This window comes from Agreia sp. VKM Ac-1783 (assembly GCF_900177765.1).
Taxonomy (GTDB): Bacteria; Actinomycetota; Actinomycetes; order Actinomycetales; family Microbacteriaceae; genus Agreia.
Genome location: NZ_FXWI01000001.1, coordinates 66,560 through 90,430, shown reverse-complemented (window position 1 = coordinate 90,430; position 23,871 = coordinate 66,560). Strand labels below are relative to the sequence as shown.

General features: G+C 66.5%; 21 protein-coding genes and 1 tRNA gene. 7 read left to right on the top strand and 15 right to left on the bottom strand.

Annotated elements, in window-relative coordinates; genetic code table 11:
• Window positions 1-41 precede the first annotated feature (41 nt).
• Window positions 42-1,787: a glycoside hydrolase family 13 protein gene (locus CCK87_RS00440; protein ID WP_086459560.1), complete on the top strand. Its 1,746-nt coding sequence runs from the start codon at window positions 42-44 to the stop codon at window positions 1,785-1,787.
• Between the two features lie 188 nt (window positions 1,788-1,975).
• Here the strand turns inward: CCK87_RS00440 and CCK87_RS00435 are convergent, their stop codons facing one another.
• Both CCK87_RS00435 and CCK87_RS00430 read right to left on the bottom strand, forming a co-directional pair.
• Window positions 1,976-3,412: a peptidoglycan DD-metalloendopeptidase family protein gene (locus CCK87_RS00435; RefSeq protein WP_140162731.1), complete on the bottom strand. Its 1,437-nt coding sequence runs from the start codon at window positions 3,410-3,412 to the stop codon at window positions 1,976-1,978.
• 152 nt (window positions 3,413-3,564) lie between these two features.
• A complete protein-coding gene (locus CCK87_RS00430) occupies window positions 3,565-4,389 on the bottom strand; it encodes an inositol monophosphatase family protein (RefSeq protein ID WP_086459558.1) in 825 nt (274 codons plus the stop codon).
• 182 nt (window positions 4,390-4,571) lie between these two features.
• Here CCK87_RS00430 and CCK87_RS18480 point away from each other — a divergent pair, with 182 nt between their 5' ends.
• Window positions 4,572-6,134, top strand: a complete 1,563-nt coding sequence (locus CCK87_RS18480; RefSeq protein WP_086459557.1) for a LuxR family transcriptional regulator — start codon at window positions 4,572-4,574, stop codon at window positions 6,132-6,134.
• A 165-nt stretch (window positions 6,135-6,299) separates the two neighbouring features.
• On the top strand, window positions 6,300-7,847 hold the full coding sequence (locus tag CCK87_RS00420; RefSeq protein ID WP_086459556.1) for a LuxR C-terminal-related transcriptional regulator: 1,548 nt from the start codon (window positions 6,300-6,302) through the stop codon (window positions 7,845-7,847).
• Window positions 7,848-7,869: 22 nt separating this feature from the next.
• On the opposite strand, the gene CCK87_RS00415 is transcribed toward CCK87_RS00420, so the two are convergent.
• From CCK87_RS00415 to CCK87_RS00405, 3 genes are all read right to left on the bottom strand, one after another.
• Window positions 7,870-8,610, bottom strand: coding sequence for an alpha/beta fold hydrolase (locus tag CCK87_RS00415; RefSeq protein ID WP_249273712.1), 741 nt, complete (start codon window positions 8,608-8,610; stop codon window positions 7,870-7,872).
• 243 nt (window positions 8,611-8,853) lie between these two features.
• Window positions 8,854-8,938 (bottom strand) — tRNA-Tyr (locus tag CCK87_RS00410).
• Window positions 8,939-9,014: 76 nt separating this feature from the next.
• Window positions 9,015-9,776 (bottom strand): lytic murein transglycosylase, encoded by a 762-nt coding sequence (locus CCK87_RS00405; RefSeq protein ID WP_086459554.1) that lies wholly within the window; start codon window positions 9,774-9,776, stop codon window positions 9,015-9,017.
• A 23-nt stretch (window positions 9,777-9,799) separates the two neighbouring features.
• On the opposite strand from CCK87_RS00405, the gene CCK87_RS00400 reads away from it, so the two are divergent.
• The gene (locus tag CCK87_RS00400; protein ID WP_086459553.1) at window positions 9,800-10,288 is read left to right on the top strand and encodes a YajQ family cyclic di-GMP-binding protein; all 489 of its coding nucleotides are present in this window, start codon (window positions 9,800-9,802) and stop codon (window positions 10,286-10,288) included.
• A gap of 11 nt (window positions 10,289-10,299) precedes the next feature.
• Entirely contained in the window at window positions 10,300-11,019 is a 720-nt protein-coding gene (locus CCK87_RS00395; RefSeq protein ID WP_249273643.1) for an NUDIX domain-containing protein, read from the top strand.
• A 115-nt stretch (window positions 11,020-11,134) separates the two neighbouring features.
• Here the strand turns inward: CCK87_RS00395 and CCK87_RS00390 are convergent, their stop codons facing one another.
• The 8 genes from CCK87_RS00390 to CCK87_RS00355 all read right to left on the bottom strand — a co-directional run bounded on the left by CCK87_RS00390 (window position 11,135) and on the right by CCK87_RS00355 (window position 19,968).
• The gene (locus tag CCK87_RS00390; RefSeq protein WP_170927085.1) at window positions 11,135-12,127 is read right to left on the bottom strand and encodes an iron-siderophore ABC transporter substrate-binding protein; all 993 of its coding nucleotides are present in this window, start codon (window positions 12,125-12,127) and stop codon (window positions 11,135-11,137) included.
• A gap of 93 nt (window positions 12,128-12,220) precedes the next feature.
• On the bottom strand, window positions 12,221-13,021 hold the full coding sequence (locus CCK87_RS00385) for an ABC transporter ATP-binding protein (protein WP_086459551.1): 801 nt from the start codon (window positions 13,019-13,021) through the stop codon (window positions 12,221-12,223).
• On the bottom strand, window positions 13,018-14,079 hold the full coding sequence (locus CCK87_RS00380; RefSeq protein WP_086459550.1) for an iron ABC transporter permease: 1,062 nt from the start codon (window positions 14,077-14,079) through the stop codon (window positions 13,018-13,020). The genes CCK87_RS00385 and CCK87_RS00380 overlap by 4 nt, the downstream gene beginning before the upstream one ends.
• The gene (locus tag CCK87_RS00375) at window positions 14,076-15,086 is read right to left on the bottom strand and encodes an iron chelate uptake ABC transporter family permease subunit (RefSeq protein ID WP_086459549.1); all 1,011 of its coding nucleotides are present in this window, start codon (window positions 15,084-15,086) and stop codon (window positions 14,076-14,078) included. The genes CCK87_RS00380 and CCK87_RS00375 overlap by 4 nt, the downstream gene beginning before the upstream one ends.
• 55 nt (window positions 15,087-15,141) lie before the next feature.
• On the bottom strand, window positions 15,142-16,677 hold the full coding sequence (locus CCK87_RS00370) for a L,D-transpeptidase family protein (RefSeq protein WP_140162730.1): 1,536 nt from the start codon (window positions 16,675-16,677) through the stop codon (window positions 15,142-15,144).
• A 77-nt stretch (window positions 16,678-16,754) separates the two neighbouring features.
• On the bottom strand, window positions 16,755-18,107 hold the full coding sequence (locus tag CCK87_RS00365) for an FAD-dependent oxidoreductase (protein ID WP_086459547.1): 1,353 nt from the start codon (window positions 18,105-18,107) through the stop codon (window positions 16,755-16,757).
• Window positions 18,108-18,123: 16 nt separating this feature from the next.
• Window positions 18,124-19,245, bottom strand: a complete 1,122-nt coding sequence (locus CCK87_RS00360) for a polyprenyl synthetase family protein (protein WP_086459546.1) — start codon at window positions 19,243-19,245, stop codon at window positions 18,124-18,126.
• 9 nt (window positions 19,246-19,254) lie between these two features.
• Entirely contained in the window at window positions 19,255-19,968 is a 714-nt protein-coding gene (locus CCK87_RS00355; protein WP_249273642.1) for a demethylmenaquinone methyltransferase, read from the bottom strand.
• Between the two features lie 89 nt (window positions 19,969-20,057).
• Here CCK87_RS00355 and CCK87_RS00350 point away from each other — a divergent pair, with 89 nt between their 5' ends.
• Both CCK87_RS00350 and CCK87_RS00345 read left to right on the top strand, forming a co-directional pair.
• Window positions 20,058-21,320 carry an isochorismate synthase gene (locus tag CCK87_RS00350; RefSeq protein ID WP_249273641.1) on the top strand — a complete coding sequence of 421 codons (1,263 nt, stop codon included), beginning with the start codon at window positions 20,058-20,060 and terminating at the stop codon, window positions 21,318-21,320.
• An 11-nt stretch (window positions 21,321-21,331) separates the two neighbouring features.
• On the top strand, window positions 21,332-22,198 hold the full coding sequence (locus CCK87_RS00345) for a hypothetical protein (RefSeq protein ID WP_086459544.1): 867 nt from the start codon (window positions 21,332-21,334) through the stop codon (window positions 22,196-22,198).
• Here CCK87_RS00345 and CCK87_RS00340 read toward each other — a convergent pair.
• Entirely contained in the window at window positions 22,195-23,055 is an 861-nt protein-coding gene (locus CCK87_RS00340; protein ID WP_086459543.1) for a PPK2 family polyphosphate kinase, read from the bottom strand. The genes CCK87_RS00345 and CCK87_RS00340 overlap by 4 nt on opposite strands.
• Window positions 23,056-23,179: 124 nt before the next feature.
• Window positions 23,180-23,842, bottom strand: coding sequence for a dihydrofolate reductase family protein (locus CCK87_RS00335; protein WP_086459542.1), 663 nt, complete (start codon window positions 23,840-23,842; stop codon window positions 23,180-23,182).
• Between the last annotated feature and the right edge of the window lie 29 nt (window positions 23,843-23,871).

The window sequence follows — 23,871 nt, the reverse complement described above, 5'->3', positions numbered from 1 at the left end:
GTTGTCTAGGGTCGAAACGATTCGAGGCTAGAGTGTTGCGCATGACAGTCGAACTCACCGACACCTCCGGCGCGCCCGAATCCGACTCGCAGAGCAGCCTGATCGCGATCGGCACTGGCTCCGAGTGGTGGCGCTCAGCAGTGATCTACCAGATCTATCCGCGGTCGTTCGCCGACAGCGACGGCGACGGCATCGGCGACCTGCCCGGAATCACCAGCCGCCTCGACTCACTCGCCACCCTCGGAGTCGACGCGATCTGGCTCTCGCCCTTCTACACCTCACCCCAGCACGATGCCGGATACGACGTGGCGAACTATGTCGACGTCGATCCGCTCTTCGGCACTCTCGCCGACTTCGACATCATGCTGGCCAAGGCGCATGCCCTGGGCCTCAAGGTCATCGTCGACCTCGTTCCCAACCACACCTCGTGGGATCACGAGTGGTTCAAGGCCGCTCTCGCCGCCCCGGAGGGCAGCCCGGAGCGCGACCGGTACATGTTCCGCGACGGCCTCGGCGAGAACGGCGAGATCGCGCCCAACAACTGGCAGTCGGTCTTCGGCGGGCCCATGTGGGAGCGCACGACCAACCCCGACGGCACGCCCGGCGAGTGGTACCTGCACATCTTCGACGTCAGCCAGCCCGACCTCAACTGGCAGAACCCGTGGGTTCGCGAGCAGATGATCGGCGTGCTGCGCTTCTGGCTCGACCGCGGCGTCGACGGCTTCCGGGTGGATGTCGCGCACGGCTTGATCAAAGAGGCCGGGCTTCCCGACTACACGCCTCCCGCAGACGCCGGCAGCATGGGCGGCGGAGTGACGCCTCTCGAGCCCGGGATCGACGCCGACGACCCGCCCACCCCTCCCTACTGGGCGCAAGACGGAGTGCACGAGATCTACCGCTCGTGGCACGAGGTGCTCGACGAGTACGAGGGCGATCGAGTGCTCTGCGCCGAGGCCTGGGTCGAGCCGCTCACGAAGCTCGCCCGCTGGGTGCGTCCCGACGAGATGCAGCAGGCCTTCAACTTCACCTACCTCGAAGCCGCGTGGAGCGCACCGGAGCTGCGAAAGGTGATCGACACCTCGATCCACGCTTTCGGCACGGTCGGCGCTCCCTCGACGTGGGTGCTGTCGAACCACGACGTCGTGCGTCACGCGAGCCGCCTGGCTCTCGGCGCCGACAACCTGCAGGGCGACGGAATCGGGCCCAAGACTCCGGGCCTGCCCGACACCGCGCTCGGGCTGCGCCGCGCCCGCGCCGCTACTGCGCTGATGCTCGCCCTCCCGGGCAGCTCGTACATCTATCAGGGCGAAGAACTCGGTCTGCCGGAGGCCATCCATCTGCCCGACGACGCCCGCCAGGACCCGACGTGGTTCCGCACCAAGGGCGAGCGCTACGGGCGCGATGGATGCCGCGTGCCCATTCCCTGGGAGGCCGGCCAGCCGAGCTATGGCTTCGGTCCGACGGCCGCCAGTTGGCTGCCCCAGCCGAGCGATTGGGATGTCTACTCCCGCGATCGCCAGACGGGTGCGGCCGGGTCGACACTCGAGCTCTACAAGCTCGCCCTGTCGCTGCGCGCGCAGCACCAGCTAGGAATGGGTTCGATCGAATGGCTTCCGGGCTATGACGACGACGTGATCGCGTTCTCGAACGGTGCCGTCACCGTTATCTCGAACATCGGCTCCGTGCCGGTCGAGCTGCCCTCGACGGCCGGAGACGTGCTGCTCGCCTCCGAGGCTGTCACCGAAGGCGTGCTCGCGATCGACACCACGGTCTGGCTCGCGAACTGAGCTGGGGGCCTTGCGTTGATCGAGTAGTCGCGCGAGCGTCCGCTCTGCGTTGATCGAGTAGTCGCGCGAGGAACGAGCCGGCGTATCTAGATCAGCTCACGTGGTCTCGATACGGTCGCGGGGCGACCTACTCGACCAGCGCCGCACATCCGGTCGCGGGGCGAGCTACTCGACCAGCGCAGCGGCAGCTAGTTGGCGTACTGGTTGAGCCAGGGCATCGGATCGATCGGGGTGTCGCTCGCGTTGTGGATCTCGAAGTGCAGGTGCGCGCCCGTCGAGGTTCCGGTGCTGCCCACGTTGCCGACCTGCTGGCCGACTTTCACGTCTTCGCCCTTGCTCATGGCGACCGAGTTGCACTGCATGTGGCCGTAGAGGCTCGCGAACTTCATGCCGTTGACGTTGTGGTCGACGATCACGTAGCAGCCGTAGCCGCCGGCGTCGCTCTTCTGCGCGAGACGCACGGTGCCGTCGGCGATCACCTGAATAGGCGCGCCCATTCCGGGATTGAAGTCGATGCCCTGGTGGTTCGTGCTTCCGATTCCACCGGGCGACGAGCGATAGCCGAAACCGTCGCTGATGGGCACGCCGGTCGGGAAGGGCCACTGGATCGTGCCACTCGTGTCGTTCGAGAACGTGTCGGCCGTGTTGAACCCGGTCATCGACACCTTGGGCACGGTCGTGATCGTGTACGAGTCGCGATCGACACTCGCCGCGGACGCTTCGCTGGCCGCTCTGGCCTGCTGCTTCGCTCTATCGCCTCCCGTGTTCTGATCAGCCTGTACCTGCACGCTCTGCGAGATCGACGCGTTCGGCGTCGCAGCGAAATACGCTTCCGCAGGAAGCGACGTGGCCACCGCTATTCCGCCGGCGACGAGAAAAGCGAACATGCCGAAGCTCTTCTTCGCGATCATCTTGGTCGACGGGCGGCGGCGGCGCTGCTGCGGTATCGCTGCCTCGCCCGATCCGTTGCCGGATGCGTCTGCGGCTGATTTCGGCAAACTCACGCGAGACCGCTCGGAGGACGTACTGGCCGCTCGGCGTCCGGCTTTGACGCGCGGCGGGGTGTTCTCGTCGTCTGACGAGTCGGACACCGCGCGTCGGCCTGGCACTCGAACCGATGAAGGGGGCACGACCTCGCCGAGAACGTCGGCGGGAGCGGTGCCGAGAGTGGCTGCGGAATCCTTCACGACGGGAACGCTCACGTCGGCAGGAGCGTCTGACGGGACGGCCGACTCGGTGACGGTGACATCGACGGCAGAGACGGGAGTCGTCGGCTCCGCCACACCGGTCGCCACGAATTCGGGCTCGGTCGTGGCGAACGCAGCTGCGGAGGACAGTTCTTCGGTCGAGGCGGCAGCACGGCGTCCGCGCGGGCGAACGGTGTTCTCGAATGCGGCTCGCTCCGCCTCGCGCTCCTGCGCTTCGGTGAGGATGACGGGAGCGGCGACCCCGGCGGCTCTGGCCGCTCTGCGAGTCTGAGGAGCCGCGGTGCCTTGCGCATCCGGAATCACTGCCGCGGCCGTCTGCCTTCTCGACCTGCGAGTAAGCGGCGCTGCGTCGGTCGTGGGTGTCGCACCGTCGGTCGCAGACGAGAGGTCATCTGGACGAGGGTTGTGACGAGCCAAGGTGCAGTAGTTCCAATATCAGTTCGGTTTTAGAGCGAAAGGCGTCTTCTAAAAGTCATTCCAGCCGAAGACGCGACTGTCGAGGGTAACCGCCGAGTCTGAAAATTTCCGCAAAGCGACGACTTTCGGCGCACATTGGCGGCGCCGAACCCTCAGATGAGACCGGCGGATGCGTAGAGGTCACGAAGGATCGGCTCGAGTTCGACGGCCAGCGCTTCGTCGGCCGCCAGCAGGAACCGGGCGCTTTCGGCATCGCCATCGAAGCCGCCGACTCGACCTCCGGCCTCTCGCACGACGAGCGCTCCCGCCGCGTGATCCCAGGGGTTCAGACCTCGCTCGGCATAGGCGTCGAGTCGCCCCGCCGCCACCCAGCAGAGGTCGAGAGCCGCGGAGCCGGCCCGTCTGATGTCTCGCACCCGGCCGAGGATGCCTGCCAAAACCTGCCCCTGCCGCATCCGCGTCTCGGCGCTGTACGAGAAGCCCGTGCTGAGGAGCGCCTGCTCGAGCGAGACATCGGAGTTGACCTGAAGCTGCTGCGCGCCGAGGTAGGCGCCGCCTCCCTGTGTCGCCGTGAAGACTTCGCCTGTGGCCGGGCTCACGACGCAGCCCGCGAGCGCGTTCCACTGCTGCGGGTCGGCGCCTCCCTCGACGACGGCGATGCTCACCGCGTACTGCGGGATGCCGTAGAGATAGTTCACCGTGCCGTCGATGGGGTCGACGATCCAGGTCAGGCCCGAGCGGCCGGTCGAGCCCGTGGATTCCTCCCCCAGGAAACCGTCTTCCGGCCGCACGTCGGCGATCGCACCCCGGATGTAGCTTTCGACCTCGCGGTCGGCGAGGGTGACGACATCGACGATGGAGGACTTCGTCGCCGCTACCTCCACGCCCTCGGCGCGCCGTCGGGCGGCGAGCGCGCCCGCTTCGAGGCCGATCCGGCGGGCGATGTCGAGCAGGTCCTTATTGGCAGCGATGGTCATGGCATCCAGCCTGTCACAGCGCTTCCCGCATCGCTTTATCCACACCTCCACGTGGCCAGGGCACGTACGCATAGCTAGGCCGGTTAGGATCATCACGCTTTAAGCGTCAGAGCTGCGTGTTTTAGCCAACATGTGATGGAAAGCACTGACGACGTGACGTACACCGCGAGAGAAAGGTGCCCATGACTCCGATCGGCAGATCAGTCGGAGCAGAAGAATCGGAGCGCGCCGCGCGCTTCACAAGCCTGTTCGCGTCCGCCCTCCGCACGCGAGGATGGCGCGAGGCTCAGCCCCTGATCGAACAGCACTGGCATGAGTTCGCCCTCGTCGAGCCCGACGTTCTGCTCGACGCCATCAAGATGTTGCCCTCCGAAGCCTTCATCGAGAACCCGACCTGGCTCATCGGGGTCGACCGTCTCCGGCATGCGGTTGCGGGCGAGGCCCCACGCCTGATTAACCCCGCCGCTCCGGCTCGTGCCGTGCAGAGCCGCGGGGTCGGCCTGAAAGCGCATCTGATCGCCGCCACCGGCCGGATCGTCTCGTCGCGCACAGAGGGACGCCTGCCCGAGGCGGTCGCGGGTGCCGCCGAAGCGCATCACGCGCTGCGCTCCGCAGAGAGCGACGAACTCGCTCCGTTGAAATCGACGCTGCCGCATCTCACGATCCAGTGGTCCAGAGCGATGGAGGTCGGAGACCATCCCGCCGCCATCGAACTCTACGAAGACACCTTTGAAACCGCTCTCCTCTTCGATCAGCCCGACGTAGCCCGCCGTGCGGCGGCATCCCTCGCCTGGATGTACGCGGAGCAGGGTCACACGCACGAGGCAGGCAACTGGCTCGACCGGGGTAAGCGCATCGATCTGCCGGCCGAGGCGCACGACATGCCCCTCTATCTGGCCGCCGCTTTGCTGGCGGTCGACGCGCTCGACTGCGACGAGGCGCGCGCGCAGCTGGCGATGGCGCAGCAGTGTGCGGCAGACGACTACTGGGCCGCCCTCCTGTGGGTTCGATCGCTCCTCTGCTGCACGCCTCACGAGATCGCCCACGTCGAGCACGACCTGGCCGACGAGGTACTCCGGCACCCCGATGTCGTGGCGAACGGCGGCGCCCATCTCCGCCATCTCGACCTCGCTAGGTGGGCGTTGAACCGACCCGGCGCTCAGTCGGTGAGCGGGCCGAGATCATCCGGAGAGCCCAGTGCTGCTCGAGATATGATCGATTCGGAGATGGCGTACCGGCAGGGTTCGTTCGACGAGGCTCTGCGCCGTTGTGCGCCCCTTCTCACCGAGAGCACGGCCCCGCGGTTCAGAGCGGCGGGGCTTCTCCTCACGGCCGCGAGCCGATTTCGCCTCGACCGCACGCAGTCGGGCATCGAGGCTTTCCGTCAGGCCCACGCACTCGCGGAACACGAGAACCTGCTGCTCGTCTTCTCGGTGATCGACAGCACCGACCTCCGCGAGCTGGCTTCTCTGAGCGGGCGAGAGCTGCGACCCGTCGTCGTCGACGTCCTGCACCCGCACAGAACCGCGGGTCAGCCGATACCTTCTCTCAGTCGCCGGGAGCGCCAGGTGCTGCGCCTCCTCGGCACGGAGCTGTCGAATGCAGAAATCGCCGAGCGCCTCTTCATCACGACAAACACACTCAAGTCCACCCTGCGAAAGGTCTACCGAAAGCTCGATGTGCACGATCGGCGAAGAGCATCCGACGCCGCGCAGCTCATGGGAATCGACCGTAGCGACCAGTGAGAAATCGACTCGCACAAAGCCGCGTCATAAGTGTCGATGTCGAGCGTCTCTCCAATTGGTGAGAAGTATTCGGGCACCCACGCCTTATCTCCTTCGCCATTTCACGGGTGGCATCGAGCTTTGCTCCGCCCTCACACTTCGCGAATCGACCGGGGAATGTAGACGATGACGACAGACAGGGGCCAGCCCTACAGCGAAGCCGCAGCCGCGTTCTTGGCACGCTTTCGGGCAGAGCTCGATTCACAGGGATGGCGTTCCGCAGCGCACGTCATCGAGAGCCACTGGGATCACTTCGCTCTGTCGGAGCCGCAGGTACTTCTCGACGCTTTCACCGCCCTGCCCTCGGAAGGGTTCATCGAGACACCTTCCCGACTCATCGAGGTCGATTACCTCCGCTACATCGCGTCGGGAGCCGCACCACACGCCTTTCGTCGCCGATTCAACCCCGCCGCAGACACGCCGTCGCCCGATCTACCCCTGCGAGACCGGCTCTTCGGCATCACGAGCACGGTGGCCGCGCATCGCTCGGCCGGCCGAATCGCGGATGCCGTGGCCGACGCCATCGAGGCTCGTCGCGTTCTCAACACGGCCGACGCAGACGAGATCGCCGACCTGCGCATGGCGCTGCCTCACCTCACGATCCACTGGGCCCAGGCGCTCAACATGGGCGACAGCCCCCTCGCCGCGCTCGAATACGAGCAGACCTGCGCGGCGGCCGTGGCGACCGGTCAAGCCCGGGTCGCGCGCCGGGCAGCCGCCTCGCTGGCCTGGATGCACGCGGAGCAGGGGCGCATCCACGACGCGCGTGACTGGCTGGATCATGCGACCGGATTCGACGTCGCAATCGATCGCTACGACGTCCCCCTGCTCCTGACCGAGGCGTTGATCGCCGTCGACGGTCTCGACACTGAGAAGGCCCGGCGGTATCTCGCGGCGGCCGATAAGTTCGTCGCCGGCGAGTACTGGGCCGCATCGCTCTGGCTGCACGCACTCCTGAGCACCTCTCCGGAGGAGATCATCATCACCGAGACACTGATGACGCGCGAGACACGGCGTCACGTATCGAGAGCCGTCGAACCGGGTGCACACCGACGGCAGGTTGCGCTCGCCCGCTGGACCCTGAGGGTGAGACGCGGAACTCTGCAGAATCCGGGCGGCGGCGACGACCGGATCCCCACGGCGATCGCCGCGGAGAGGGCCTACCGACAGGGCAAATTCGCCGAAGCTCAGACCGTCGTCTCCCGACTGCCGAAAGACGAGCTGCCTCCTCGCCTGCATGCCGCGGTGCTGCTCATCGCCGCCGCAAGCGACCTGCGCCTCGGCCGACGAGAGCCGGCCGTAGACGCGTTTCGACGGGCGCACGACCTGATTCAGCACGAGGGGCTCTCGATGGTCTTCGCCACCATCGACGCGCGCGCCCTCCAAGAGCTGGCCGAGGCCGCTCAGCTACCGGTGGATTCCGCCGTGTTGCAGTTCCTGCACGAGAGCACCGACGACCCGCGCCCCGCCGTTCCATCTCTGTCGAGGCGAGAACGCCAGGTACTCGCGCTCCTCGCCACTGGAATGTCGAACAACGAGATGGCCGAGGCGCTCTTCATCACGGTCAACACTCTGAAGTCGACGGTTCGCAATCTCTATCGCAAACTCGGCGTTCACGACCGCGCAGAAGCATCAGACCTCGCTCATCGACTCGGTCTCGACGACGGCGCCTGACGCTCATCGCCCCATTGGGATCTCAGGCGCGCAGGAACTCGATCGCCGCTGTGCGGAAGTGGCGCGACGTGGGCGCATTGAAGTGGTTGCGTCCCGGGATCTCGTAGAAGACCCCGTTCGGTGTCGCCTCCGCGAGCGAGCGCGAGCGCTCGAGGATCGAGTCGTCGCTGCCCGTCGCAAACAGAATGGGCTGCAGGGGCGGATTCGATGGGTCGGGCTGGATGCCGTCGCGCATGCCGTCGACAAGGCTCATCAGGGCCTCGAGATCGTTGCCCGGGATGGCCGAGGCCATCGTCACATAGGCGCGGGTGATCCGGTCCTCGACCTCGGCGCCGGTCTCGATGAACGCCCTGGCCTCGTCGGTGCGCAGTCGCGTGAGCGGTTGGCCGTCAGGGATTCCACCGAGGACCGCGCGAGTGATGCGACCGGGCAGATCGAGCGCGGCCTGCCAACCGACCCGCGCACCGAGCGAGTAGCCCGCGTAGACCGCCTCGTCGATCAGATAGGTGTCCATCACGACGATCAGGTCGGCGACGAGCTGTTCCATCGAATAGGCGGCGGGGTCATGGGGCTTGTCGCTTTCGCCGTGCCCACGTTGGTCGAGGGCGATCACCCGATAGCCCGCTCGCGTGAGGTCGCGGGTCCACCCCGTCGCGTGCCAGTTGACGAGCGCGCTCGACGCGAACCCGTGCACCGCGAGAACGGTCGGCGCATCGGCATCGCCGAACTCGTAGGTGGCCAGCTGCAGCCCGTCAGACGACATGATCTTCTGCGCGCGAGGCGCTTCCGGCACAAGTGAGTTCACGCGACCAGTTTGCCAACAATCGCGGGCACCCATCGCTCAGCACGCGGCCGCTCGGCTGCAAGCGTGCCCGTCCACCTAAATTCCGTCGACGTTCAACCGCACAAATGGAGATAAGCGGTCATAATCATGGCGGCGCGAACGGCGTGCTGGCGCCCAGCAACGAAGAAAGCCCCGCACATCACACGATGCGCAGGGCTTCTCTGGTGGCAAGTGAGGGATTCGAACCCCCGAAGTCTAAGACGGCTGATTTACAGTCAGATCCCTTTGGCCGCTTGGGTAACTTGCCAGGGCGCACCCGACCACGTGAAACACACAACCGAAGGCGCGTGTACACATTACCCGCCTTCACGCCGTCGGCGAAATCAGCCCGTCGCGAGGTCGTTCGAATAGCGGATGGCGTACTCCGAGACGCCCACCGCGTAGGGGGCCGCATCGTTGTATGCCGCGATGGCCATGCGCCAGTTGTCGGGCACCGAGAGGTCGCCGCCGGCGTGGCACAGGTAGTTGGCGGTAGCCAGAACGGCGTCGTCGAAGTTCTGCGGATCGACCTTGCCGTCACCCGAACCGTCTGCGCCCCAGTTGCGCCAGCTGTCTGGGATGAACTGCAGCGGACCGACCGCGCGATCCCATTCGGCGTCGCCGTCGATGGCGCCCTGGTCGCTGTCGGGAATAGCGTTCGTCGTCGCCCCGTCGAGCGCGATGCCGAGAATCGGCGGGGTGACGAGGCCGTCTGCTCCGATCGACGAGCCGTCGATGGTGCCGTGATGGCTCTCCATCTCGCCGATGCCGGCCAACGTGTTCCACCCGAGGTTGCAGCTCGGGTTCTGGTTGGCCGCGTAGACGGCAGCGCCTCCGTACGCCAGCATGGCGCGATCAGGGATGCCCGTGGCGGCTGCCGCGCGAGCCGCCCAGTCGGCGTCGATGAGAGTCGGCAGCCCCGCCCAGGGATCGACGATCGGGTTCAGCGCGGGCTCGAGCGGAGACATGGTCGGAGCCTCGGCCACCTCGGGCTCGCTGGGCTCGGGTGTGGTCGTGCAGCCGACGAGGGCGAACGCGACGACGAGAACCGGGGCAAGAACAAGGGAGCGACGCACTCGCACCAGTGTACGGATGGGGTCTGACACGCCGCGAAGCTAAACTGGGGCGCATGGCAGATTCAAGCTTCGACGTAGTCAGCAAGGTCGACAAGATGGAGGCGGACAACGCCCTCAATCAGGCGCACAAAGAGGTGGAGCAGCGCTACGACTTCAAGAACATCGGCGCCTCTATCGAGTGGAGCGGCGAGAAGGTTCTGATGAAGGCCAACTCCGCCGAGCGCGTGAAGGCGATCCTCGAGGTGTTCGAGGCCAAGCTCATCAAGCGCGGCATATCGCTGCGCAGCCTCGACGTGGGCGAGCCCTACGCATCGGGCAAGGAATACCGGCTCGAGGCATCCATGAAGAACGGCATCGAGCAAGACGCCGCCAAGAAGATCTCGAAGCTCATTCGCGACGAGGCTCCCAAGGGCGTCAAGAGCCAGATCCAGGGTGACGAGCTGCGTGTCTCGTCGAAGAGCCGCGACGACCTGCAGGCCACCATGGCGCTGCTGAAGGGCGCCGACCTCGACGTGGCCCTGCAGTTCATCAACTTCCGCTGATCGGCGGGCAGATGGCGATGGATGCCGGCACGCCGGCCACCGCACCGCAGCCCGCGGCGATTCCCGGCGTCGACGTTCCGGATGCCCGGGGCCGCACCGGCCTCGACCAGACCGGTCGTGAACTGACGGGCAACCCCCGCGTCCGCGTCACCGATGTGCGACTGCTCTCGTCGAACTGGCACGTGTTCCGTGCCAACACGCTCGAGTATCAGCGAGCAGACGGAGTCTGGGAGACGCAGCACCGCGAGACCTACGACCGGGGCAACGGAGCGACGATCCTGCTCTACTCCGTCGAGAAGCGCACGGTGCTGCTCACCCGCCAGTTCCGCTACCCGGCCTACGTGAACGGGCATCCGGATGGCAATCTCATCGAAGCGGCGGCGGGCCTGCTCGACGACGACGACGCGCTCACCGCCATCCGGCGCGAGGCGCGCGAGGAGACCGGCCACGAGATCGGCGAGGTCAGCCCCGTATTCGAGGCGTACATGAGCCCCGGCTCGGTGACCGAGAAGCTCTTCTTCTTCGCCGCGCCCTACTCGCCCGACACACGAGCGGATGCCGGCGGCGGGCTTGCCGACGAAGGCGAGGAGATCGAGCTGCTCGAGATCGACTTCGACGAGGCGCTCGACCGCATCGGCGGCGACATCATCGACGCGAAGACGATCATGCTGCTGCAGTGGGCAGCGTTGCGCGGGCCGTTCGCACCGCTGCGCCCTTCGCCGGTCGAGTAGACCGCTTGCCTCGCTGATCGAGTAGCCGCACGAGGCACGAGGCGGCGTATCGAGACCACGTCACCGGATCTCGATATGGTCGCTGAGCGACCTACTCGATCAGCGCAGCAGGCGCCTACTTCGCTGCTGCCGCGAGGGTGTCGACGAGGTTGTCGAGGCCCCACGGGAGCGACAGCGCGGTGGGCGGCGAGACGGCAGAGATGTTCTGCGCTCCCACGAGCTGAGCGGCGTGCCCGGCCGCGACGGCCGGAATGACCGACGTCTGCGGCGAGCTGATGAACGTGTCGGCCTCGGGCTGAGTGGTCGCGTAGTTCAGCACGACGTCGGCCTGCAGCTTGTCGAGCTGCTCGTAGCTCAGCGTGTAGAAGAACGTGCCATCGCCGTTCGACAGGTCGTCGACGGCCGGGGCGTTCGTGAAGCCGAGGTCGAACATGAAGCCCACCCGCGGATCGTTCTTCTTGTAGACGTAGAAGGTGCCCGAGCTGTCTGCCACGGCGGCGAGAGTCTTGCCCTTGAACTCGGGGTGCTCAGCCGCCTTCTGGGCGATCTGCGCGTCGATGTCGGACAGAACCGTCTTGGCCTCGTCGCTCTTGCCGAGGGCGGTGCCCACGGTGGTCACGACGTCACGCCACGGTGTGCTCCACGCCTGGTCGGGGTACGCGACGGTCGGCGCGATCTCGGACAGCTTCTTGTACTGCTCGTCGGTGATGCCCGAGTAGACAGCCAGAATCACGTCGGGGTCGGCGGCAGCGATGGCCTCGTAGGGAGGCTCGTCGGGCGATTCGGGAAGGATCGTCGGCATCGCGGCGCCATCCTTGTCGATCGCGTCTTTGACCCAGGGCAGTACGCCGTCTTTGTCGCCCGCGTACGAGTCGAACGGGATGGCGACAGGGATCACGCCGAGAGCGATGGATGCGTCAGTGCTGCCCCAACCGAGCGTCACGACGTTCTTCGGGTTGGCCGGCACGGTGGTCTCACCGAACGCGTGCTCGATGGTTGCTCCGCCGGTCGACGCGGAGTCGGTCGACGAGTCGGAGGCAGCGGTGCTGCATCCGGCCAGCAGCAGGGCGGCGGTGAGAGTCGTCGCTACGATCGCGGCGATTTTCATTCTTCGGGGCACGGAAAGGTCTCCTATGGTGATGCGACAGGGCAAGGGTTGTTAGGTAAGCCTAAGCTGACCTGACCGGTTTGCGCTAATTCGTCACAGACCGTGATGAAAACGGCCCATCGGCACGACCATCGGCGAATGACTGATCGGATCGTCGATGATCACGGCCTCGAGCCCGAACGCTGCACCCACGGTGTCGACCGAGATCACGTCGGCCGGTCGGCCCTCCGCCACGATCTTGCCGGCCGACATCACCACAAGGTGATCGGCGTAGCGCGCCGCCAGATTGAGATCGTGCAGCACCATCACTACCGTGGTCCCTCGCTCGCGGTTCAGTTCGTGTAGAAGGTCGAGCACCTCGATCTGGTGCGTCACATCGAGGAAGGTCGTGGGCTCGTCGAGCAGCAGAATGTCGGTCTGCTGCGCGAGCGCCATGGCGATCCACACCCGCTGGCGCTGGCCGCCCGAGAGCTCGTCGATGCGGCGGTCGGCCAGATCGACCGTATCGGTCGACCGCAGCGCCTCCGCGACCGCCTCCGAGTCCTCGGCGGTCCATTGCCTGAAGAGTCCCTGGCGAGGAAACCGACCTCGTCCCACGAGATCGGCCACGGTGATGCCGTCAGGAGCAATCGGCTGCTGTGGGAGCAGGCCGAGAACCGTGGCCAGTTGCTTGCTCGGATAGCGGTGCACGTCAGTCCCGTCGAGCGTGACGACCCCCGCGTCCGGGCGCAGCAGTCGCGCGAACGAGCGAAGGAGGGTCGACTTGCCGCAGGCGTTCGGACCCACGATCACAGTGACGCGGCCGTCGGGGATGACGGCGTCGAGGTTCTCGACGACGCGACGTCCGTCGTAGCCGAGAGCAAGGCCATCCGCTCGCAGTTCATGAGACGTCATGCTGTTCCTCTCGATCGGTTGCTGCGGGCCAGCAGAACCAGCAGAACGGGGGCGCCCACGATTCCCGTCACGATGCCCACGGGCACCTGCAGACCTGACACCGCGTGCTGCGCGATCAGGTCGGAACCTGTGACGACGAGCGCGCCCACGAGTGCACTCACGACGAGAGCGGGCCCGGTGCCGCCAAGGAGCCGTCGCGCGATGGGCGCAGAGACGAAGGCGACGAACACCACAGGCCCGGCGGCGGCCGTGGCGACGGCTGCCAACCCCACCGCGATCAGGGTGATGACCAGCCGCGCCGGAGTGACGCGCACACCGAGACCGGTGGCGGCCTCGTCGCCGAGCTGCAGCATCCGGAGCCGGGGCGACACCAGGGCGAGCGCCAGTACGAGCACGACGAGCCCCACGGCGGTACTGGTCAGTTCCTCGGACGTGACCGTTCCGAGGCTGCCGACGAGCCAGACCAGGGCCGACTGCGCGTCGCGCACATCTGAACGAGTGAGCATGAAATTGATCGCGGCCTGGGCGAGAAAAGCGAGCGCGATGCCGATGAGCACGAAGCGAGAGCCCGCCACGCCGTGTCGGGCGGCGAGCACGGTGATGAGGCCGGCCACGAGAACGGCACCGCCGAAGGCTGCGAACGACACGGCGAGGCCGCTCCAACCCGCGAAAAGAATCGCCCCGACCGCGGCCGCGCTGGCGCCCTGCGAGATGCCGATGATGTCAGGGCTTGCGAGGGGATTGCCGAGCAGACTCTGGAAGACCGCACCGGCCAGCCCGAAGGCCGCTCCCACCATCAAGCCGAGCAGGAGTCGAGGCACCCGGAGGCCGAGGATCACGAAGCGGTCGCCCCCGCTGCCTCCACCGAACAGTGTGCTGAGAACGTCGCCCGGCGCGACCACCCGATCGCCGAGCATCAAGGCCACCACGGCGAGGGCAGCAAGCGCCACGATCAGAACGGCAGCGATCACAAGAGACCGGATGCGCCCGGCGCGGCGGGCGACGGCGACACGGGCGAGATCGTCGACAGAGGGCTGGTATCGCTGCTGGACAGTCATCGGGTGACCGCCTTGTTTCCTCGGACGAGTGCGATCAACACGGGCGCGCCGATGAGCGCCACCACGATGCCCGCCTCGAGCTCTGAGGGCGGGGCGATCAGGCGCCCGATGGTGTCGGCGATGACCAGTAGGGCCGCCCCGAGGGGCATCGACCAGAGCAGGATCCAGCGGTAGTCGGCGCCGACGAAGCGACGCGCGATGTGTGGCACGACCAGGCCGACGAACACGAGTGGTCCCGCAAGCGATGTCGCCGAACCGCACAGGAGGATGATGGCCGCGCCCGCGACGATGCGGGTCAGTCCCACCCGCTGGCCGAGGCCGCGCGCCACATCGTCGCCGAGCGCGAGCAAATTGAGGCTGCGACCGAGCAGCAACGCGGTCACCGACCCCACGATGAGAAACGGCGCGAGCGTTGCCACGGTCGATACGTCTCTGCCCACCAGAGAGCCGACCGACCAGAAGCGGAACTGCGCAAGAGTATCGAGGTCGCGCAGCAGAATCAGGGTGATGAACGAGGTGAGCACCGCGGTCGTGGCCGCTCCGGCGAGGGTGAGACTGAGCGGAGACAGGCCCGAGCGGCCGGAGGCGACCGCGTAGACCAGCGCCGCGGCCAGCGCGGCTCCCCCGAACGCGAACCAGACGTAACCCGAGGGCGCGGTGACGCCGAAGAAGGCGATGGCCGTCACCACGGCGAGCGAGGCGCCGGCGTTCACGCCGAGAAGACCGGGATCAGCGAGCGGGTTTCGCGTCAGCCCCTGCATCAGCGCACCGGCGAGTCCGAGTGCCGCACCGGCCACGAGACCGATGATCGTGCGGGGAACGCGCAGATCGAGCACCACCATCTGCTCGACGCTGCCCGTGCCGCGCGAGAACACCGCATCGAGCACCGAGGTCATATCGATGGAGCGGCTGCCGAGCAGCAGGCTCGCCCCCGCCGACAGAAGCACGACCACGAGAAGGACGATGAAGCCCAGAGTCCTCGTCGCGGGCCGGGCAAAGGTAAGCATTACCTAAGTATGACAGCCTGCCCGAGCTGCTCTCTGAGAACGAGGGCGTCGATCGTCAGTAAGTGACGGTGACTTCGGTTCCCATCGGAGCCCAGTCGAAGACGGTGGCTGCCTTGTCGAGCGGCATGTTGATGCAACCGTGGCTCATGACGTTGCCGAAGTTGTTGTGCCAGTACGCACCGTGGAGCGCCTCGTCGCCGTTGTAGTACATGACGTCGGGCACGTTCTTTGTGTAATAGTTGGGCGCCTGGGTGAGGTCTGGGTTGCCCATGTTCTGGGAGGTCAGCTTTGCCGTGATGCGGAAGCTGCCGGTGTGCGAATCGTGCCCGGAGACACCAGAGGAGATCAGGAAGCTGTCGACGACTTGACCGTTCTCGAAGAGATACTCGCGCTGCTCACTCAGGTTGACGACGATATTGCGCGACGTCTTCGTGACCTGCGCGGGCGTGACGGTTACCGGAAGCTCGAACGCGGGCTTGCCCGTCGCCAGCTGTGTCGCAAAGGCTTCCGCAACCCCGCTCGTGTCGCCGAGTGCGCGACCGTCGACTCCGGCAGCCACTGTGTCGAGAGTCTCGCCCTCGGTATCGGTGATCACCGTGCCGTTGACGGCATCGCGATTCACAGCCGCGGGCAGCGTGTCGACGACCTTCTGAATGGCGGCCTTGTCTGCGGTGTAGCTGTAGGTTCCGTCGTCGTTCGTCGCGAGAGTGATCCACGACGCGACCACCGAACGGTCGACCGGAACGGTGCGTTCGTCGCCGACGTAGAACCCCGCCGTGTCGAGAACGGTGTTCAACTCGGTGGCGGTCGCGGTCACAGTGTCGGTCGACGCCGAGGCCGGCACGACCGTCTGCACTGCAGCGACATCGACGCTGGATTTGCCCGACACGAGGGCATCTTGCAGCGCCGTGCGGAACGTCTCGAGGTCGACTCCTGCTCCATCGACCGCGGGCGTCACCGTGTAGGAGGCCGTTGCGGAGTCGAACGCCATCGTCGCGTTCTCGGGATCGACGAAGAGTTCTGGAGCGAGCTTGCGCAGCGCGGCCGTCGCGGTCTTCGTGTCGATCTTGACCGTCGGCGTGACGGCCGTCTTCGCGTTCCACGCGGTCACATTCCAGAACGGGTTTTGGGAGTGAGCCTTCTCGGCGAGCGTCTGCGCGTCTACCGACGCCCCGAGGTCGGCGCCTGTGAGTTCAGCCGAGCTGTCGGAGGAGGCATTAGCGATGCTGGCGCCGAGCTGAGCGCCGCGCACGATCTTGTCGCCGTCAGGGCCGGTGATGACCAGGGCGGTGTCGGCGAGTTTCTGGCTGACGGCGTCGGATGCGGCGCCGACGGTCATGCCGCCGACATTCACTCCGGCGACAGTCGTTCCGGGCGCGATCAGGAACACGGACGCTGCCACCAGGGCGACCACGGCGACGATCGCAGGAACGCCGATCCAGACCCCGAGGTGACGCTTCTTCTTCTTCGTGGCCTCGGGAATGACCCATCGAGTCGTGCCCGGCGTTTCGGTCGCTGCCGCGGTGGCGGTTGTGTCAGACGCGACAGCTGACGCCTCGGGCACACTCGGCGCAGGAGCCAATTCAGTCACGTCATCACCTCAGCCTCGGAGAACCCACTATTCACATGCTACGTCACGAGTTCTGTGCAACCGATAACAATAAGGCGTCAGGTGTTGGAAACCCGGATCATCTCGTCGCGCGGCACGACCTTCTTGCGCAGGCGACCCTCGGCCGAGCCGAGCGCGAGCTCGTGCTGATCGAGCTGGTGCCAGCCGTCGATGGTCGTGAACTCGACCCCGCGTGAGGTGAGCAGTTCGACGACGCTCTGCTCGTCGGGGTGCGTCGGCGCCCACCAGCTCGCCTGGTCGTTGACCACGTGTTGGATCGTCTCCATCGCGTCGGACTTCGTGTGGCCGATGAGGCCCACGGGCCCACGCTTGATCCACCCGGTGGCGTAGACACCCGGAATCACGGAGTTGTCGTCGGCGAGGGCCTGACCCTCGTGGTTGGGGATCACGCCGTGGCGCTCGTCGAAGGGGATGTCGGCGAGTGGCGATCCGAAGTACCCCACGGCCCGGTAGATGGCCTGGATCTCGATCTCTCGGATCTCGCCTGTTCCCTCGACGCTGCCGGCGCCGTCGGGCCGCGTGCGTTCGTAACGGATCGACGCGACCCGGCCGTCGGCATCCGATGTGACTTCGAGCGGCTTGGCGTAGAAGTGCAGGTGCAGGCGGCGCGAGGCCTCGCCCACCGGGCGCTCACGCCACTGGTTGAGCACCTTGTTGATCACGAAGACCTGCTTGTTGCTGGCGATGGCGGCCTTCGACGCCTCGTCGAGCTCGAAGTCCTCGTCGTAGACGATCATGTCGACGTCGCGCATCTCGCCGAGTTCGCGCAGCTCGAGCGGGGTGAACTTGACCTGCGCAGGGCCCCGGCGGCCGAAGACGTGCACATCGGTGACGGGCGACGACTTGAGGATCTCGTAGACGTTGTCGGGAATCTCTGTGGGCAGCAGGTCGTCGGCGTGCTTGGCGAGGATTCGCGACACGTCGAGCGCGACGTTGCCGTTGCCGATCACGGCGACCGACTGGGCCTCGAGCGGCCAGGTGCGCGGAACATCCGGGTGGCCGTCGAACCAGCTCACGAAGTCGGCGGCGCCGTACGAGCCCTCGAGCTCGATGCCCGGAATAGCGAGCGGCGCGTCGGTGATGGCGCCCGTGGCGAAGATGACGGCGTTGTAGTGCTTCTTGAGGTCGTCGAGGGTCACGTCGACGCCGTAGCGCACGTTGCCGAAGAACCGGATGTCTCCGCGGTCGAGTACCTCGCGCAGAGCGGTGATGATGCCCTTGATGCGCGGGTGGTCGGGGGCGACGCCGTAGCGAACGAGTCCGTAGGGAGCGGGAAGGTGCTCGAAGAGGTCGATCGAGACGTCGAAGTGACGTTCGGCCTTGATCAGAAGGTCGGCAGCGTAGATTCCGGCGGGGCCGGCTCCGACGATGGCCAGTCGCAACGTGGTCATTTAGGGAGGTGTTTCCTTAATTTGTGCGATCCACCACAGTGTCGGCGAATCGGGTGAGGGTCTTCTTGACGGTTCCGTCTGGAAGAGGAGCGAGAGCATCGACGGCACCGCGGGCCCAGCCGTGCGCTTCGTCGATCGTGGCCTTGGTCACCGGATGCGCACGCAATTCGGCGATCACAGCGTCGACAGCGGCCTCATCGACCGGCGCGCCCGGCTTCGCCGTGGCGACCGCGTCGATGCGCTTCAGCAGGGCGGCAGCCTCGGCATTGCGCTTGGCGCGCTTGCGCAGATAGAGGACGGGGAGCGTGACCACGCCCGCGCGCACATCGGTGCCCGCCTTCTTGCCCGTGGGCTGAGTCTTGCCGTCGCCCTGAGCGGGCGGCGACATGTCGAGCACGTCGTCGATGAGTTGGAAGGCGACGCCGATCTTCTCGCCGAACTCGATCACAGGCTGCTCATACTCGACGGGAGCGTTCGAGAAGATCACGCCCATCTGGGCTGATGCAGCGATGAGCGAACCCGTCTTGTCGCTCAGCACCTGCAGGTAGTGCTCGATGGGGTTCTCGTTGTCTTTGGGGCCGATGGTCTCGCGCAGCTGCCCCAGGCAGAGGCGCTCGAAGGTGTCGGCCTGAAGCTGGATGGCGCGCTCGCCCAAGATGGAGAGCAGCTTCGACGCGCGTGCGAAGAGCAGATCGCCGACGAGGATCGCGATGGAGTTGCCCCACACGTTCTGCGCGGTCGGAACACCGCGCCTCACGGGAGCGGAGTCCATAACGTCGTCGTGGTAGAGCGACGCGAGGTGCGTGAGCTCGATCGACGCGCCAGCCATGATGACCTCGTCGGTCACGCCGTCGCCGAGTTGAGCCGTGAGCATCGCCAGAATGGGCCGCACTCGCTTGCCGCCGGCCTCGAGCAGATAACGCGCCGCCACGTCGGCGAGCTCGTCGCTGAACTTGACCTCGGCGAACAGCCTCGCCTCGAGACGCTCGATTCCGTCGTCTACGGCGCGCGCAACCTCACGGTCGCGACTCGTCGAGAAGAGTCGGTCGTGCAGATTCAGCGACGACGAGAGGCTCTGGGTGCGCCGGGCTTTGCCAGCAGGCGCACGTGTGCCAGCAACGGGTGTTTTCGGGGTCACGTGTTCAGCCTACTGACCCGTACGAGGCTTGATGCCCCGGTGCAGGGCGACAATGCCGAGGCTGAGGTTCTTGTACGCGACCCTCGAGAAGCCGGCCACGCGCATCCACTCGGCCAGGGTCTTCTGGTCTGGCCAGGCCTTGATCGAATCGCCGAGGTAGTCGTAGGCCTCGGCGTTCGACGACGCGAGTTTCACGAGGGTGGGCATGACCTTGTTGAGGTAGGTGAAATAGCCAGTTCGCACCAGCTTGGCCGGGGGCTTCGAGAACTCGCAGATGACGATGCGGCCGCCTGGCTTGGTCACCCGGTAGAGCTCTTTGAGTGCCACGTGGGGGTCGACGATGTTGCGCAGCCCGAACGAGATGGTGACGGCATCGAACTCGTTATCGGAGAACGGCAGATTCATTCCGTCGGCCTGCACGAACTCGACATTGCGGTTGCCCGCCTGCTGGCGCTTGCCGACCTGGATCATGCCCGGTGAGAAGTCTGCCGCCACGACGTGGGCGCCCCTCGCGGCGAGCGCCGCACTCGACGTTCCCGTTCCCGCGGCGAGGTCGAGGATGCGATCGCCGGGCCTGGGGTCGACGGCGCGCACCGTGGCCGCGCGCCACAGCTGGTCGTTGCCGACCGAGAGCATCGCGTTCGTGCGGTCGTAGTGCGTGGAGACCTGGTCGAACATCGCGGAGACCGCCTGGGGCTTTTTAGTAAGGTCTGCCTTATTCACGCTCCCAGTGTAGTTGCGTAGCCCGCATGACTGCTGGGGATAGCGCATCTTCGGGAATGCGTTCGCTCCGGCGGAACTAGGCTGATCACGTGAGCGAAACGGCACGAACTCTGCCCAGGCTGGTCGTCGAGACCACCCGCGTCGACGACATCCGACTTCTGGTGCCACTGCTCGACTCGCGGCATCCGATGCTCTGGATGCGCAAGGGCGAGGGGATGGCGGGCGCAGGTGTGGCGCTGCGGCTCGAGTTCTCCGGCGAGAACCGATTCGTCGATGCCTGCGAGACGTGGAGGGAGGTCGCCCGGCTTGCTCAGGTGACCGACCCGCTGCAGTCGCCGGGCACAGGCCTCGTGGCGTTCGGCGCCTTCGCCTTCTCTGCCACCTCGGCCCTCATCTCCACTCTCATCGTTCCCGAGATCATCATCGGCAAGCGCGCGGGCGTCTACTGGATCACCCGCATCACGGCGCTGTCCGAGTCGGGCGTTCCGCTCGCTCCTCCCCTGCCGATGCCCGCCGCGCGACCCCTCGGCGCCGAGTACCGGCTCTCTCTTCTTCCCGGGCAGGTCAAGCCCGACGACTACCGTGCGTCGGTCGAGGCGGCCGTCTCGCGCATTGCCGCGGGAGAGTTGAACAAGGTGGTGCTCGCCCGCGATCTCGTGGGGCATCTGCCCGACGAAGCCGACCTGCGCCGCACCCTCACCGACCTCGCTCTGGGTTACCCCGACTGCTGGACCTTCGCCGTCGATGGCCTCATCGGATCGAGCCCGGAGACCCTCGTGCGTGTCGACCATGGAACGGTCAGCGCCCGCGTGCTCGCCGGCACGATCTCGCGCGGCCGCGATGCCGAAGCCGACCACGACGCCGCCATCTCACTCGCCACCAGTTCGAAAGATCTCGACGAGCACCGCTTCGCCGTCGCCAGCGTCGTTCAGTCGCTGCAGCCGCATACGCGCACCCTCATCACCTCAGAGATTCCCTTCACGCTCAAGCTGCCCAATCTGTGGCACCTCGCGAGCGATGCCGAGGGCATCCTCTCCGACGGCTCGACGTCGCTCGACCTGATCGCGGCTCTGCATCCCACCGCCGCCGTTGCAGGCGCACCCACGGCCACCGCACTGTCGGTCATCGACGAGCTCGAGCCCTTCGACCGGGGTCGCTACGCCGGGCCCGTCGGGTGGGTCGGTGCGGATGGCGATGGCGAGTGGGCCGTGGCGTTGCGCTGCGCCCAGATCGCCGAGAACGGCGACATCACCGCCTACGCCGGCGCGGGCATCGTGGCCGGGTCGGATCCGGAGAGGGAACTCATCGAGACGAAGATGAAGTTCCGCCCCATCGTCGAGGCTTTCGGCTAGGGGCGTGCGCTGTGCCGCCCACTTCGTTCCCTGAGCCTGCCGAAGCGAACTCCGCGGGCCCGCGTTGGTCGAGTAGGTCGCCCGCGACCGTATCGAGACCACCGGCAGATGGTCTTGATACGCTTCGGCCGCAAGCGGCCTCGGGCTACTCGACCAGCGCAGCACTCGAGCGCGAGGCGCTCGCGCGCGCCGCATACGGACGCACCACATCTCCGGAAGACGAGGTTCGCGCCGCCGAGGCGGCCCGCGAGCTGCACGAGCTCGATCTGCGCGAAGCTGCCGAGCGTCAGGCATTGCACCAAGCCACCCTCGATGCCGCGGCTGCCCGCGAGCGCCGAGCCCATCGCATCCGGTCTCGCTCTGTGCGAGTGGTCGGCACGCTCGCCGTACTCGGTGTGATCGCTGCCGGCGCTGCGACGCTTCTTCAGCCGCCCGAAGCTCGGCAGAGTGATCTGCCGCGCACCATCCCCGCGACGGGCGAGTCACGCGTCGATCTCGGGCTGGGCACCATCGCGACGACACAACCCGGCCCTGTGGGCCGAACGAGCTCGGGCAGCGCGGCTTCGGCAGAGCATTGGTTCGATGAGCCGCAGAAAGACACCGACCGACTTGCGCAGACCGTGGGGAATATCGACCCGTCATCGACGCGCGCGGTCGACCCGAGGGTCGAAGGCTGGCAGGTGTTCGTGGCCAAGGACACCGCCGGTGGCTTCTGCGTGATCGCGCGCGAGACTCCGAATGGCGTAGCGGGTGCCGGATGCGCGACGCCCGACCAGTTCACGTCGGCCGGTATCCTGCTGAACACGGGCGGCAGCACCTCGATCACGGTCTACTGGGACGGCTTCGACCTGACCGTCGAGTCCTCCCCGTCGTCTTAGCTCGCCGCGAGCCGCGCCTTCTCGACCTCGATGTCGTAGTCGGCCGGGGGCCAGCCTTGGCCGAACGCCGACATCGTCTCGATAAGCAGCTGCTGCACGGCGGCACGCGCGTACCACTTGTGGTTTGCGGGCACCACGAACCACGGGGCGATCTCGGTCGACGTGTTCTGGATCGCCAGCTGGTATGCCTCCTGGTAGGCAGGCCAGAGCAGCCGCTCGTCGACGTCGCCCGGGTTGTACTTCCAGTACTTGTCCTCGCGCTCGAGCCGAGCGCCGAGCCTGGCCTTCTGCTCGTCGGAGCTGATGTGCAGCATGACCTTGACGATGGTCGTGCCCGACTCCGTGACCTGGCGCTCGAACTCGTTGATGAGCTCGTAACGGTGCTCGATCACGTCGGGAGTTGCGAGGTTGCGCACCCGCGCGATGAGCACGTCTTCGTAGTGCGAGCGGTCGAACACGCCGATCTGGCCGGCCTTCGGCAGGGCATTGCGGATGCGCCAGAGAAAGTCGTGGCTGAGTTCCTCGGGCGTCGGCTTCTTGAACGAGGTGTGCGCCACGCCCTCGGGGTCGACCGTGCCGATCACGTGACTGACGATGCCGCCCTTGCCCGCGGAATCCATGGCCTGCAACACGAGAAGCACGCTGCGGTTGTCGCCGGAGAGGCTGTTGGCGTGCAGCCTGATCTGCAGGTCGTCGAGGGTCGGGGCGCCGGTCGCGAGCGCTTTCTCGCCCTGCTTCTTCGACGCCGTCACACCCGGCGTGCTGGCCGGGTCGAGGTCGGCGAGCACGAAGCCCTCGCGCGCCGCGAGCAGTTCGCGGGTGCTGCCCGAGAAGAAGGTGTCATCGTTCTTGGCCATGGTCGTTCCCTTTCGCCGAGCGTGTCCCCCACTGTAGAGCGAGATTTGGTGCAGCCACAGTGCGTACTCGTCGCTATTCGGCGAGGATGCCGCGTGGCTGAACGGAATGCGGCCCGGGACCCGGTCAGCGGGCCTTGCGGGTGAAGACGTAGTGCACGACGCCCGACGGCGAGGCGGTCGTCTCGACATCGAAGCGCTCCTCGAGGCTCTCCAGGCCTTCCCACAAGCAAACGCCACGTCCGAGCACTATCGGCACGACGACGATGTGCAGATGGTCGACGAGGTCTGCCTCGAGGAACTCGCGCACGACGGTCGGGCCGCCTCCGAGGCGCACATCGAGGCCGCCGGCCACCTCCGTCGCGAGCTCGAGGGCATCGCGAGCCGAGGCGTCACGGAACAGGAACGTCGTCTCGCCTACTGCGATGTCGGGTCGCGCATGATGCGTGAGCACCACGACCGGCGAGTGGAACGGAGGCTCCTCGCCCCACCACCCGCGCCAGGACTCGTCTTGCCACGGCCCCTCTTGCGGACCGAACTTGCCCCGCCCCATGATCTCGGCGCCGATGCCCACCTGCGTCGCGGCGGCGAAGGCATCATCGACGCCCCGGGTGCCGGCACCGATCGCCTCGGCATCGTGACCCGTCATGCTCACGAAGGAGTGCGTCGGAAAGAACCACGTCATCAGCCGCTGCCCGGCGTGGCCGAACGGGGCCTCGAATGTTCTGCCCTCGCCGGTAGCGAAGCCGTCGATGGAGACAGCAAGATTGTGCACCCGAAGTTTCGTCACGAGGGCAATCTAGCAATTGCGCGAGCGCT